We start from the raw sequence: 12,640 nt of genomic DNA on the forward strand, positions 1-12,640 counted from the left end.
AAACACGATGCTTCATTACGAAGCACTTTATTCTTTTGCGGAAGCAACGTTTGGAATAGATGAAGTTCCTTATAGATGGTCAGCACAAGATTTAATTACGCTAGATAAGCTCCCTTATATCGGACATATTAACGAGAGCAATCCAAATATATTTGTTGCAACTGGATATCGTAAATGGGGAATGACAACTGGAACTGCTGCCGCTCATTTACTGAAGGATTCCATTCTAAAAGTAGACAGTCCATATAAAGAACTGTATGCACCATCACGCTTCCATGCAAATCCAGATATAAAAACGTTCCTCTCCCAAAACCTTGATGTTGCGAAACATTTAATTGAAGGAAAGATTGAAACTGCATTACGTAAACCAGAAGACCTCGAAGTTGGTGAAGGATCTGTCGTACATGTTAAAGGGAAACGAGCAGGTGCTTATAAGGACAAAGATGGAAAATTACATATTGTCGATACAACTTGTACACATCTCGGCTGCGAAGTTGAATGGAATAATGGTGATTGTACTTGGGACTGTCCTTGCCACGGTTCACGCTTTTCAATTGAGGGAGATGTTATTGAAGGTCCGGCAGATCAACCGTTAAAACGAGTTGATAATGAGTAAACAAATAAAGAAGTTCAACAGAATGACTGTTGAGCTTCTTTATTTGTTATAAAACCTTTTCAGATAAAGTGAAACTTTAATCAGCCCCCACCTAACTTCTTTGCTTTCGCTGAATTTTGAGGTGGGGGGTCTTACTGCCCATTAAAGCGAGATAAATTTCGACACAAGGAGGAAAATATTAACATGGAATAAAATAATATATTCATCTACAAATAAAAGGGGTGAATACTATGCAACCATCAGCTCCACCTCATCTAGAATCTACAGAAACTATCTTTTCGAGCTCTATTACAAAACTTGTTGTTTTTATTTGTTGGCTAGCTATTCTAGCTGATGGATATGATTTAGGTATTTACGGTGCCGTTCTGCCAAAGCTCCTAGAAGACAAAAGCTGGGCACTTTCGCCGGCACATGCTGGTACAATTGCTAGCTATGCTTTATTTGGTATGTTTATTGGCGCTATTCTAGTTGGAACCATTACAGATCTAATTGGACGGAAATGGACGCTTATATGCTGTTTAGCACTTTTTTCTATCACAATGGGCCTAGCTGCACTTGCTCCTTCTCCCGAATTATTTGGTTTATCTCGGTTTATCGGAGGAATCGGATTAGGTGGTGTTATTCCAACAGCTTCAGCACTTACTGTTGAATATTCACCAAAAAAGCGACAATCTTTTATTTATGCTCTTATGTTTACTGGCTATCCTTTAGGGATCGTGTTAGGCGCTATTTTGTCTATGTTTATGTTAGAAGGTTTCGGATGGAGAACTATGTTTGGCATCGGAATGATTCCACTACTCCTTATTCCTTTCATTATTCGTTATTTACCTGAATCCATTCAATTTTTATTATCACGTAATCGCCAAAAAGAAGTTAACCAAATCCTTAATCGTTTTCAAATTGAATTCTATGTGAAAGATGAAACTCATCAACCCTCATCTAATATGCGAAAGAGAAATGGATTTCTTACTTTATTCTCAAAAGAATACAGAAAAGCAACGCTGCTTTTTTGGATCACTTATATAATGGGTATGTTTTTAATATACGGTTTAAATACTTGGTTACCTCAGATGATGCGACAGGCAGGATACCCTCTTGGATCTAGTCTATCATTCCTACTTATGCTAAATATTACTGCCGCTATCGGTGCATTATTTGCTGGAGCAATCGCCGATCGTATAGGAGCTAAAATTGTTATTAGCATCTCCTATCTTATGGCAGCTATATGTATTGGACTATTAACAATTAAACCATCTGTTACAATCATCTATCTTTTAATTGGTCTTGCTGGAATTGGGTCAGTTGGCATTACTCAAATATTAAATGCATATGTAACACAATACTTTCCATCACATATCCGAGCTACTTCCTTAGGCTGGGGACTTGGACTTGGCCGAGTTGGCGCAATTACTGGTCCTATTCTTGTCGGTATTATTATGACAATGCAATATGACTTAGCATGGAATTTTTACTTATTCTCATTTGCAGGTCTTCTTGCAGCTATATCTGTTTTCTTTATTCCTACAAAATAAAAAGAGCACAAACTTACTTGTGCTCTTTTTCGTATACCGCAAACAACATATCTCGAAACAATGTATTTAAACTCTCAATATCGATCCCTGATCCCTTTTCAATTCCTTTTACGTATTGCTGATAGTAATGAATTTGTTCTTCTAAAAATTGATTCAACACCTCAATTTTCAATCCAACATCTAATTCAGTACCTGCCTTTTTCTTTATTAACAACCGTTCAATTTCATCTAATACGCTACGCTCTATTGATAATTCTGTAATTAATCGATCGAATTCTACAGGAGGCAAAGTTGTTTTCTCCTCTAGCCACTTACAAGCCAAAATAGGACGCAATACATAAAAGTACTTTTTCAATTTTACATTCTCACCTTGCAAAAATTCACGATAATTTTTTGAAGCCATATGTAGGTAATGGTATATCGTTGCTTTTGGATCAAAATTCTTTTCACTCATTTGCTGAAGCTTTTCTGGAAAATTAGAGTTTTTCGAATAAAAAATGGGTGATCGAATCCATTCGAGTAAAGCTGGGTTTGACTTTGCAAATAGTTGTAACGCTTTTTTAATATCCCATCCGCTTATATCTAAATCATCACTAATCGGATACTCAATTACATCTCGTTTATCATGAATGGATAAATACCATTCTACCGGGTGCATATAAACGAATCTAACATCATAATCACTATCTTTTGATGGAAATCCCCATGCACGACTCCCTGACTCCACAGCGAATAAAATTTTCACATCATTTTCTTTCTCAATTCGTTCTAACTCCAACTTAATTTTCTCTCTCATTTCATACCCTCTCCATTTTTTGATTATTTCCTTGGAAATTCGACAAATATATTACTAAGTTTACTACATACTAAAATAGCTGTCAGAAAATTTCCGACAGCCTGTCAAAATTCGTTATTTTTTACTTGTTCTTTTCAGTTACACTAACCGCAATTCGTTCAAACTCTTTTTGAATCTCCTCTTTGTATGCATCTACTTTTGAAAAATCCATAGCAGCAATATAAATTCGTTCTAATTTATCACGAACTGATTTCGCCTTTGCTAAGAAAGACATCGCCTCATTCATTTTTGCTTTATATTGAATAGAGACGTCACGAATTTCCTCCGCATACTTCTCATCCGTCCCTGGTGTCACAATAAGGGCATACATATCTATAATTTCATCACCTTCGCGGCTTGGAAAATATTCATGTGGTGCGGTGCTATCGAAAATCGCAAACCCTAATTCTCTTACGATAACCATATCAAGACTATTTGGATCAAACCCACAATGATATACTTCAACTTCAAACCCTTTTTCTTCTGCTGCCTTAGCTAATTTTTTGAGCATTGTTGATTTTCCAGAACCTGGGCGTCCTTTTATAAAATAACGATGTGGCAATCCTTCTGTTAAGTTAGGAACAAAATCAACTGCTCCTTTCGGTGTAGCCGCTCCTAAAAACCGATGTTTCACAAGCGATTGTTTCCCAACTTTATCTGTAAATAGTTTCTGAATGAGCTGCTCGGTTAGTTCATTCGCTTTATTAAAATCAATATTACTAATATATATTTTCTCCCACTCATCATGTATAACTAATGCCTCGTTAAAACGAGCGTAAGCAGCTTGAAAAGCTTTGCTTGCTTCTGAAACAAATCGTTCAATTTCCACTTTCTGCTTTCTTAACTTATCTGAATCCCAAGCAATTCCTAAATTAATATACTCCTCCACAACTCCTGGCATTTTTGGCTCAATAACATGCGGTGATGTTCCATCAACAATTCCTACTTTTAACTTCGGGATAATGACACCATCAACCGATTTATTATCAGAAGAACAGTGTAAAAATTCAATATCATATCCCTTTTCAACCCATTCACGACCTATTACCTTAATTAAAGAAGATTTTCCCGTTCCAGGTCCACCCTTTAAAATAAATAATCTGTTTAGTCCTTTTAAATTCTCTTCATATAAATTATGAAATCCTCTAGCTGTATTTCCACCAGCATAATAGTTCAATACATTCCCTGTCACTGCACTCACTCCTTCGCAGCATTCTATTTACATAAGCTACAATATGCGAGCAACTTTATTTGGGTGAATACCTATTTTGTGTTGCACAGAAAAAGGAAATGAATTACAATTTTATTATCACGAAAATTCCGAACTTTAAATTGAATATACCTTTATCAAGAGAGGCAGAGGGACCGGCCCTTTGAAGCCCAGCAACCTCAGTTTATACAAACTGAATAGGTGCTAATTCCTGCAAAATGCATTGCATTTTGAAAGATAAAACGTAACTATTGTGTGCAAAACTCATCTTTCTTGATTATGAAAGGTGAGTTTTTTATATTTCAAAATATATACTTGGAGGTATTTAAAGTGAAAGTAATTGACCTATCCCAAACATTTGAAAACAATATGTCTCAATTTCCTGGAACACCAAAAATCAATTTAGAAGCCATTACAAGTGTTGAAGAGACAGGATATCAAGTTACAGATTTTCATTCTGTCGTTCATGTTGGTACACATTGTGATGCTCCTGCTCATTTCATTTCAGGCGCAACGACTATTGATCAATTGCCCCTAGATCAATTTGTAGGTGAAGCTGTTCTTATTGATGTAACCCATGTACAAGAACGAAAACTACCTAAAGAAGTGTTACACAATGCTGACATAAAAGAAGGTGATATTGTCATTTTCCATTCCAACCTATCTAATAAATGGAATACAGAAGCGTATGAACAAGAAGCCTTTTATCTTTCCGAAGAATTAGCTGAAGAATTAGTTCAATTAAAAGTAAAATCTGTCGGTTTAGATTTCATTTCTCCCGACGAGGTAACGACAGAAACATCACCGATTCATCACATACTACTTGGGAATAATATTTATTTAATCGAAAACTTAACAAACTTAGATGCCATTAATGCGAAACGTTTCTTTTTCTCAGCAGCACCTTTAAAAATTAAAAATAGCGACGGTGCTTTCGCAAGAGCATTCGCTGTAATTTTTTAAACAAACTATACAAAAAAGCAAAGATCATCATTGACCTTTGCTTCTATTTCTTTTATTTAAACTAAGAAAGAATTGCTCAACGCGAGGACGTAACCAAGCTAAATAATCTTTCTCTTTCTTCTTTGTACAAGCTATTTCTTCCCCATCGACCATTCCGACAAGCTCTAGCTCTAACAGTTGCCTCGTAAATGCTAACATATTTATTTCTTCTTCCGGATACTCTTCTTTTAATTTCTCCTCAATTTCCCCTAATAAAAAACCGTCACGCATCATTGCCAATGCATCAATCCAAAGTGGCGGCATTTCATATTTTTCTCCTGTAATTGTATCTTTTACAATATAATTCTTTTGCTCTTTTCGAAATTGAATTGTGTGCAAGCATACAGTCGAATTTAATGTTAATTCCATCATACCACCTCTTTCATAATATCTGCATAGAAAAAAGGATGCGCGTGCACCCCTTCTTTTTCTAACACTACCGAACCGTTACATGAATAACAAATCTCATGTCGATATTTTCCTCCATTATAAACGAAGTATTTTATAAAAAAAACCCTTCTCGAAACATTTTATAAAATGTTTATATTTACGCAACAAGAACACTTTTCTGAAAAATATTTTCTTCTAGCACATTATGCTATCAGTAAAAAAATCTCCACTTTCATTCCTAGCTCTCCGCTACTTTGAATCGCAATACTTCCTTGCTACTCCTCATGATCAATACAAAAAATCTACATATTATCTCATTAAATTATAAGTATGAAATTACTTTCAGAGCAATCTGTAACCTTATAACGGGAAAAGGAAGGAGATTTCCCCTTCCTTTTCGTCACAACTTATATCCATCTTACCCGATCATGTAGCAATCCATCCGTAAAGTCATTTCCACCAACTACAAAATCATTCATATATAAATTCAAATATTCTCCGTACTTACTTTCTGTATTTAATAATAATTCCTCTACATAATAGGCACCTTGTTTAAAGTTATCGAACAGTAAACTACACAAGCCAGCATAAATGCCACATCCTACTTGGAAGTATGTCGCATTCGTTTTATATTTATGAAAAACTTGACTGCTATTCATCACGTTATACATATAGGTCTCGCTATTTTCATAAACGAGTAATACACCGACTAGATCCTCGCCCGCAATCTCTTCTTCGGCTGGATTAAATACTTTACGATTCCAATTCCATAGATCTTCTACCTTATCTAAATTCTGTCTAATTATATTTGTTGTATACTCATTAATTCGGTAAAGAAACCCTACTTCCATGTTAAAGTTTTTCCCTAAAATTAAAACTTCCTCATGCGGCATCAAACAACCGTAAAACTCTTTCTCTCCCAACTTTACTTTATACTCTGAAGCATATACATCTTCATAAAAGTAAAGAGGACGATGATGACTCATATACATCGGATAACTCCATATCGCTTCATCTAGAAATCGCTCTACTGCCCATGAAGCATACAGTGTATGAGGCTTTATCAGTGCTGTATCATTCAAAAATGACGTATCATGTTCTACTATATAGCATGCTCTTGGCTTTTCATTCGGGCGTTCCTTCATAAGTTCAACAACCATCCATTGAACGACACCTGGATTCATACCTGAGCCTATAATTGCTTTTGTATTTGTAAATTTCTCTTTTTCCTTCTCAAATCTCGTATATCTTTCCGTAAGCTGAAAGCCGATTAAACTATCGTCCTGATCTACTGCCTCGTTTTCCAAAGCTGAATTAATATAACAAATTCCAAGTTCATTACAACAGCTTAATACTCTGATCGTATCTGCCCCCGAAACATCAATAACAACGCTCGTACTACTTTCTTTTAAATGCTTTTTAAATGTCACTACATCTTGGAGGTCTATTTCGGATAAAAACAATTGATCTTTCAAATTTGGAAACAACTCGTCATAATACGTCCTATCTTTTTGTTTTATATCAACCAAATAAAATGTAACATTCTTTATGACTTCATAAATCGGGTCTTTTTCATTTACTATCGCTTGATTTAAAATCGCTAAAACTGCTTTTGCTGCTCCACCAGCACTACCAAGTAATGTAATCGATAACGAATTTGGAAACTGCTCCACCAACAAAACCCCTTTAATATATTAGTTAAGCAGTTCTCCCTCAAAAAAATAAATTGAATACATCAAAAGATAGCTCGTACATATTCTTTATAATTTCGCACAAAATTTCCTCTTCAACAGTCATACTAACATATTTATATTCAATTCATTTTTCCCCTCATATTCAAATCGACCTAAACAAATAGGCTCGACCTTTTCTTCTACATATAAAAGAAAAAGCCAGCCCTTTCAATTAACTTACGGACAATGGACAGATTTTACATGTTGAATATTTACATACATTTTCGCATCACGCGCCTTTAATATTTCAATATGACCTTCATCAATTTTTGCCATCTTTCCGATTTTATTAGATTCCTCACCTAAATCGAACACCATGATTTTGCCAGCCATTTTAATAAGCTGTTCTTCAAAAGTTCGAGCTAACGTAATATTTAATGGATTCACGGGGAGTTCATTTTTATTGAGGGCATAAGGCACTTGATTTTCTTTATACGGAATTAACCATTTCAAATGCTTTAAAGATATATACACTGTTTTATAAACTGGGCTATAAAAAACGATATAATCGTTCATTACACTTGTAACATATCCATGTATTGGAGCATTTCCAGCTACATAAATTTCTGTAAAAATCCCTTTAGAGGTACTTAATACTTTCCTCAAAGAAATTGAAGGAGATTCTCTCTTAATGACAGAATCAACATCTGGTTTTGCTACTTCTTCATCATGTGGTCGTAAAATTTTATAATGTTGTACATGATATAAAGATATATATACGTAGTCTTGTCCATTGTAAAGAACAACGATATCATTTCCTACGTCTATTAATACACCTTTAAATCTTTTTTCACCGATTAATTTAATATATATATTTTCTCCAATATTTTTATTCAACTCATTCATCTATATCCTCCTTCCTATAAATTTCTTCTTTCCTGTCTTCGGTAAAAAAATAATCAGGGCAAAGTTCTGTCTTAATAGTAAGTAATTCCTTTTCATACTATCGAAATAAGAAATTGTTCTTCTCTTTCCCTCATAATGCCCCTCTTATTTATTAAACATTATTCATCTTCATTCTTTTTACATTTAACTACTTGACTCACACTCTTAATATGATAATTAATGATATAAATGACCTCATCACAGTTTACTAGTGTAATACATTCCTCATGCACTTCACTTAATAAGCCTTCTACACACTCTGGGCCGCCACGATTAATCTTTACCCACTTATACTTCAAGTCACATAATACATCGACAAAAGTATCATCATCAGAGCAGAAACATGAAACATAGCAATCGTCACATTTACTTTCTTTCACTTTCTTAACTAGACTCTTCACGTGTTTCAATTGGTAATATACTAATTCACCAAGAGGGAGTTGTAATGTAAGGTAATCTCTTCCTAACGATACAAGTACCCCCACTCGACTCTCTGGGCCACGAAGATTTACTTTTACAGTCTCACCAACTAAGCACTTAATTTGCTCACAGCATAATACACTCTCCAAATTCATATCCTCCTTTCTTATTATCTTCCTCTACTTGATGGTCTTTGTGCGCGCTCTCGACCTGAACAACAGCTTTCATTATTACTTTCTTCGCTCTCTTCGCACGCTACTGTGACACTCTTAATATGAGGTACTGCAACTAATATAACTTCTTCTTTTACAATTAATGTCACAAACTCACAAGAAACATCTTGTAAGATACCTTCAACTTTCTCTGGGCCACCACGATTAATTTTCACCCAACGATATTTGAAGCTTTGAAGTAGCTTTTCAAAGTCACCTTCACACTCACATTCCAACCATCCACAATCATCTGCTTTACAATCTTTCACATTTTTTGTAATGCTTTTCAGATGACGAATCTGATAGTAATAGAGCTCTCCTTTTTCATTCTTTAATACAAAGTAATCCGAACATACTGCGACTATTGTTCCTTTTTGAGATTCTGGACCACCCCTGTTTACTCTCACAAAAGATCCAATTAAATCTTCCAAGAAATCACAATGAAATAAACTCACGAGAAAACCCCTTCCATTAATTTATAAGCTTTTGCACTGATAGTATATGTATCTGTACAGGTTACGTTCTCTATGTTTGTCCTAGCTAGAAAAAAATATGCTTTTAACATGGTAGACTATTACCTATCAAAATTTGAAGAAAGGCTAACAACTCCTTATGCTTTAATATCTTTAAACAAAAAATCCCTTATGAAGATACATTTCTGCATATCTTCATAAGGGATTTCCCATAGTTTAATCTTCGTCTTTAACATCCATATCTTCTGGAATGGGTTCGTTCAATATTTCTTCCACTAATTGCTTATATTTCTCCATTTGTTCTAAATGTGTATTGAATTGTTCTTTATTTAATAAATATTGCTCTCCATCAAATAGTGCACGAATTTTCTTTTGCTGAATTAACTCTTCAATATACGACTTTGGTAAATTCAAATACTCCGCAGCTTCTTCTACTGTTATATACAACTCGTTCATTCCTTTATTATTTTTTCCTATATACTGTATCTTACTTTATTTTTGTAAACAAATAAAAAAGATTTTGTAAATGCAACCTAAAAAGCAGGTAGATGCATTCCATATATTGTATAATAGTATATAGTAAGAATTTTTTAAATATAGAATGGTATTACCCATTTACACAAAGGAGAGTTAACATATGGCTACTCGTCACATCATTACAATGTTAGAAAAAACATTACAAATTGAAACAGAAAACACAATTTCTCATTTAACTGCATCTTTATCTGATCGTATTCTTTCTCAAAGCGTAGCAATACAGGAAAACAATTGTTACCATACAATTGGAGAATGGTACAAAAATCATTTCTTATTCCAACAAGATGATTTCCTTTGGGCTAAATACGTTTTCTATGACGCATATTGTGAGGAAATAAAAAAACAAGGTCATCTTACAAAACGTGTTCGCCAAATATTAGAATCATTAGCTCGAATGCATGGAAAACAGTACATTGCTTCTATATTAAACATGCCATTTCCTAACGAACGAGCTAAAGGAACAGCATAATGTAATACTGTTCTGCGTCAGCAAAACATAGATTCATTGTTTTATAGGAGGATTTACAAATAAAACGTTCATTTCACATGAACTGATGAAACCGGTGTCATTATAATGATTGAAAATATAGTAAACAGGAAAACCCCCATTTACCTCTCTCGTCATTCGAATAGAGAAGTAAATGGGGGTATACTTGTTTCTTTACTATTTCATCATCTGCTTAATCAATTCACGATTTCTCTTCTTAAATACTTCATTATGCGAAGAAACCATTCCATACTCACTTGCATTTGGCTGAATAAATTGTTTCGCTTTATTTACAGCATTTCCAGCATCTTGGAATGCTCCCGCAATTAAGTGTAATTTTCCTTCATGCTTTAAAATATCCCCAGCGGCATATAATCCGTCTACTGAAGACTCACTGTTTGCATTCCCTGCAATATAAAAATTATCTATAATCGCAACGTCTAACTCACTATTTTCTAATAATGTAATGTCACGTTCATATCCATGATTAATAATAACTTCATCAATAAGTAAATGAGAAACTTCACCTGTCTCATGATTCGTTAATTCTACATATTCAATCGCTTCATGACTATCACCAGCAATTAATTTTGTAATCGATGTATGAAAGAAACACTCAGCTGAGCTGTTCAGCAGTTGCTTCACTTGTGCTTCATGACCAGATAATTCTTCTTTTCTATATGTTACATATACTTTTTTCGCGATTGGTTCTAATTCATTTGCCCAATCAACGGCAGAATTTCCTCCGCCGGAAATAATGATCGTTTTATCTTTGAAACGCTTTAAAGATTTCACTGTATAATTTAAATTCGATACTTCAAATCGCTCAGCACCTTCAATTGATAACTTTTGTGGTTTCAATATACCACTTCCAGTTGCCACAATAACTGTTTTTGAAAAGTGTTCTTTTCCATCGTTTGCTTTTAACGTAAAAGTGCCATCTTTATTACGAATAATCGATTCTACTTTTGTATTTAATACAACTTCTGGCTGAAATGTTAACCCTTGTTGTACAAGTTGCTCAATTAATTTATCACCTGTAACTGGTAATAGTCCACCTACATCCCAAATCATCTTCTCTGGATAAACATGTATTTTTCCACCTAGCTGTGGTTGAAATTCTATTATTTTCGTTTTCATTTCTCTGAGTCCACTATAAAAAGCTGAATAAAGCCCTGCAGGTCCTCCGCCTATCACAGTTACATCAAACAATTCTTCTCGATTCATTCGTGCTCACTCCTCAGCTACTAATCATTGATTATCATTCTCAATAAAATATACCCTGTTTCCGCAAAATTTACAATTAAAATTACTATTGACAATACAACTAGATAAAATTATATTATTTAATGAATCAATAGTGATAATCATTATCAATTTGTTAATAATTAGAAAATTTGAGATTACATCTTCTTTTATTAGTATGGTTAATACTATATTGTGACATCTCACATTCAAAATTTTTAATAAACATTTTGTATTACCACTACTCTTTCAAAAAAATTGCAGTTAAACAAATTATTGTATACACATATCATCTATTTAAAGGAGACAGACGATGAAAAAGTTATTTATTTCACTAACCGTTCTTTTCGTCCTTGTTATGAGCGCTTGTAGCAATGGCTCTACAGACAAAAAGAATGATGCAAAAGGTAGTAAATCAGAAACAATTACATACCAATCTGAAAATGGTAAAGTAGAAGTTCCTGCAAATCCAAAACGCGTTGTTGTTTTATCATCATTCGCTGGTAACGTAATGTCATTAGGTGTAAATCTTGTTGGGGTAGATTCATGGTCTAAACAAAACCCACGTTTTGATAGCAAACTTAAAGATGTTGCTGAAGTATCAGATGAAAATGTTGAAAAAATCGCTGAACTAAATCCAGATTTAATCATCGGTTTATCAAATATTAAAAATGTTGATAAGTTAAAGAAAATCGCTCCTACTGTAACATACACTTACGGAAAAGTTGATTACTTAACACAGCATTTAGAAATTGGTAAGTTATTAAACAAAGAAAAAGAAGCAAAAACTTGGGTTGATGACTTCAAGAAACGTGCACAAGAAGCTGGTAAAGAAATTAAAGCAAAAATCGGTGAAGATGCTACAGTTTCTGTTGTAGAAAACTTCAACAAGCAGCTTTATGTATACGGCGAGAACTGGGGCCGTGGAACAGAAATTCTGTACCAAGAAATGAAATTAAAAATGCCTGAAAAGGTAAAAGAAAAAGCATTAAAAGAAGGTTATTACGCATTATCTACTGAGGTATTACCTGAGTTTGCTGGTGATTACTTAATCGTAAGTAAA

14 protein-coding genes and 1 riboswitch are annotated in these 12,640 nt (G+C 34.1%); of the genes, 5 read left to right on the plus strand and 9 right to left on the minus strand.

The annotated features are described in order from the left end of the window. Together MR079_RS25155 and MR079_RS25160 are read left to right on the plus strand one after the other, a co-directional pair. The coding region (locus MR079_RS25155) for a Rieske (2Fe-2S) protein (protein WP_242294842.1) at positions 1 to 616 on the plus strand (616 nt) is incomplete at its 5' end. Between the two features lie 230 nt (positions 617 to 846). Continuing rightward, positions 847 to 2,148 (plus strand): MFS transporter, encoded by a 1,302-nt coding sequence (locus MR079_RS25160; protein ID WP_139869466.1) that lies wholly within the window; start codon positions 847 to 849, stop codon positions 2,146 to 2,148. Between the two features lie 13 nt (positions 2,149 to 2,161). Here MR079_RS25160 and MR079_RS25165 read toward each other — a convergent pair whose 3' ends face one another. Together MR079_RS25165 and MR079_RS25170 are read right to left on the minus strand one after the other, a co-directional pair. Continuing rightward, positions 2,162 to 2,944: a nucleotidyltransferase domain-containing protein gene (locus MR079_RS25165; protein WP_242294843.1), complete on the minus strand. Its 783-nt coding sequence runs from the start codon at positions 2,942 to 2,944 to the stop codon at positions 2,162 to 2,164. Positions 2,945 to 3,065: 121 nt separating this feature from the next. Then, on the minus strand, positions 3,066 to 4,175 hold the full coding sequence (locus MR079_RS25170) for a PRK06851 family protein (protein WP_000147495.1): 1,110 nt from the start codon (positions 4,173 to 4,175) through the stop codon (positions 3,066 to 3,068). Between the two features lie 149 nt (positions 4,176 to 4,324). Next, positions 4,325 to 4,437: riboswitch (SAM riboswitch) on the plus strand. 86 nt (positions 4,438 to 4,523) lie between these two features. On the opposite strand from MR079_RS25170, the gene MR079_RS25175 reads away from it, so the two are divergent. Further along, positions 4,524 to 5,156: a cyclase family protein gene (locus MR079_RS25175; protein WP_000862960.1), complete on the plus strand. Its 633-nt coding sequence runs from the start codon at positions 4,524 to 4,526 to the stop codon at positions 5,154 to 5,156. A 27-nt stretch (positions 5,157 to 5,183) separates the two neighbouring features. On the opposite strand, the gene MR079_RS25180 is transcribed toward MR079_RS25175, so the two are convergent. From MR079_RS25180 to MR079_RS25205, 6 genes are all read right to left on the minus strand, one after another. After that, positions 5,184 to 5,564: a hypothetical protein gene (locus MR079_RS25180; RefSeq protein ID WP_000424113.1), complete on the minus strand. Its 381-nt coding sequence runs from the start codon at positions 5,562 to 5,564 to the stop codon at positions 5,184 to 5,186. Positions 5,565 to 5,992: 428 nt separating this feature from the next. Beyond that, positions 5,993 to 7,258, minus strand: coding sequence for an S-adenosylmethionine decarboxylase related protein (locus MR079_RS25185; RefSeq protein WP_139869464.1), 1,266 nt, complete (start codon positions 7,256 to 7,258; stop codon positions 5,993 to 5,995). Between the two features lie 237 nt (positions 7,259 to 7,495). Further along, positions 7,496 to 8,164: an LSm family protein gene (locus MR079_RS25190; protein ID WP_001004262.1), complete on the minus strand. Its 669-nt coding sequence runs from the start codon at positions 8,162 to 8,164 to the stop codon at positions 7,496 to 7,498. A 158-nt stretch (positions 8,165 to 8,322) separates the two neighbouring features. Further along, positions 8,323 to 8,772 carry a hypothetical protein gene (locus MR079_RS25195; RefSeq protein WP_000446703.1) on the minus strand — a complete coding sequence of 150 codons (450 nt, stop codon included), beginning with the start codon at positions 8,770 to 8,772 and terminating at the stop codon, positions 8,323 to 8,325. 20 nt (positions 8,773 to 8,792) lie between these two features. Beyond that, a complete protein-coding gene (locus tag MR079_RS25200; RefSeq protein WP_139869463.1) occupies positions 8,793 to 9,290 on the minus strand; it encodes a spore coat protein in 498 nt (165 codons plus the stop codon). A gap of 234 nt (positions 9,291 to 9,524) precedes the next feature. Further along, entirely contained in the window at positions 9,525 to 9,764 is a 240-nt protein-coding gene (locus tag MR079_RS25205; protein WP_001004507.1) for a helix-turn-helix domain-containing protein, read from the minus strand. A 181-nt stretch (positions 9,765 to 9,945) separates the two neighbouring features. Here MR079_RS25205 and MR079_RS25210 point away from each other — a divergent pair, with 181 nt between their 5' ends. Continuing rightward, positions 9,946 to 10,314: a hypothetical protein gene (locus MR079_RS25210; protein ID WP_000235473.1), complete on the plus strand. Its 369-nt coding sequence runs from the start codon at positions 9,946 to 9,948 to the stop codon at positions 10,312 to 10,314. A gap of 195 nt (positions 10,315 to 10,509) precedes the next feature. Here the strand turns inward: MR079_RS25210 and MR079_RS25215 are convergent, their stop codons facing one another. Beyond that, complete coding sequence (locus tag MR079_RS25215; protein WP_139869462.1) at positions 10,510 to 11,559, minus strand: NAD(P)/FAD-dependent oxidoreductase; 1,050 nt, start codon at positions 11,557 to 11,559, stop codon at positions 10,510 to 10,512. Between the two features lie 331 nt (positions 11,560 to 11,890). On the opposite strand from MR079_RS25215, the gene MR079_RS25220 reads away from it, so the two are divergent. Beyond that, positions 11,891 to 12,640 (plus strand): iron-hydroxamate ABC transporter substrate-binding protein (locus MR079_RS25220; protein ID WP_242294844.1); only part of this gene is annotated, 750 nt, incomplete at its 3' end.

This window comes from Bacillus cereus group sp. BfR-BA-01381 (genome assembly GCF_022663555.1).
GTDB classification, from domain to species: Bacteria; Bacillota; Bacilli; order Bacillales; family Bacillaceae_G; genus Bacillus_A; species Bacillus_A pacificus.

Bases quoted from the DNA above. Each gene is read 5' to 3' on its own strand.
- MR079_RS25160 (WP_139869466.1), top strand. From the start codon at position 847: ATGCAACCATCAGCTCCACCTCATCTAGAATCTACAGAAACTATCTTT.
- MR079_RS25165 (WP_242294843.1), bottom strand. From the start codon at position 2,944: ATGAGAGAGAAAATTAAGTTGGAGTTAGAACGAATTGAGAAAGAAAAT.
- MR079_RS25180 (WP_000424113.1), bottom strand. From the start codon at position 5,564: ATGGAATTAACATTAAATTCGACTGTATGCTTGCACACAATTCAATTT.
- MR079_RS25190 (WP_001004262.1), bottom strand. From the start codon at position 8,164: ATGAATGAGTTGAATAAAAATATTGGAGAAAATATATATATTAAATTA.
- MR079_RS25205 (WP_001004507.1), bottom strand. From the start codon at position 9,764: ATGAACGAGTTGTATATAACAGTAGAAGAAGCTGCGGAGTATTTGAAT.
- MR079_RS25210 (WP_000235473.1), top strand. From the start codon at position 9,946: ATGGCTACTCGTCACATCATTACAATGTTAGAAAAAACATTACAAATT.
- MR079_RS25215 (WP_139869462.1), bottom strand. From the start codon at position 11,559: ATGAATCGAGAAGAATTGTTTGATGTAACTGTGATAGGCGGAGGACCT.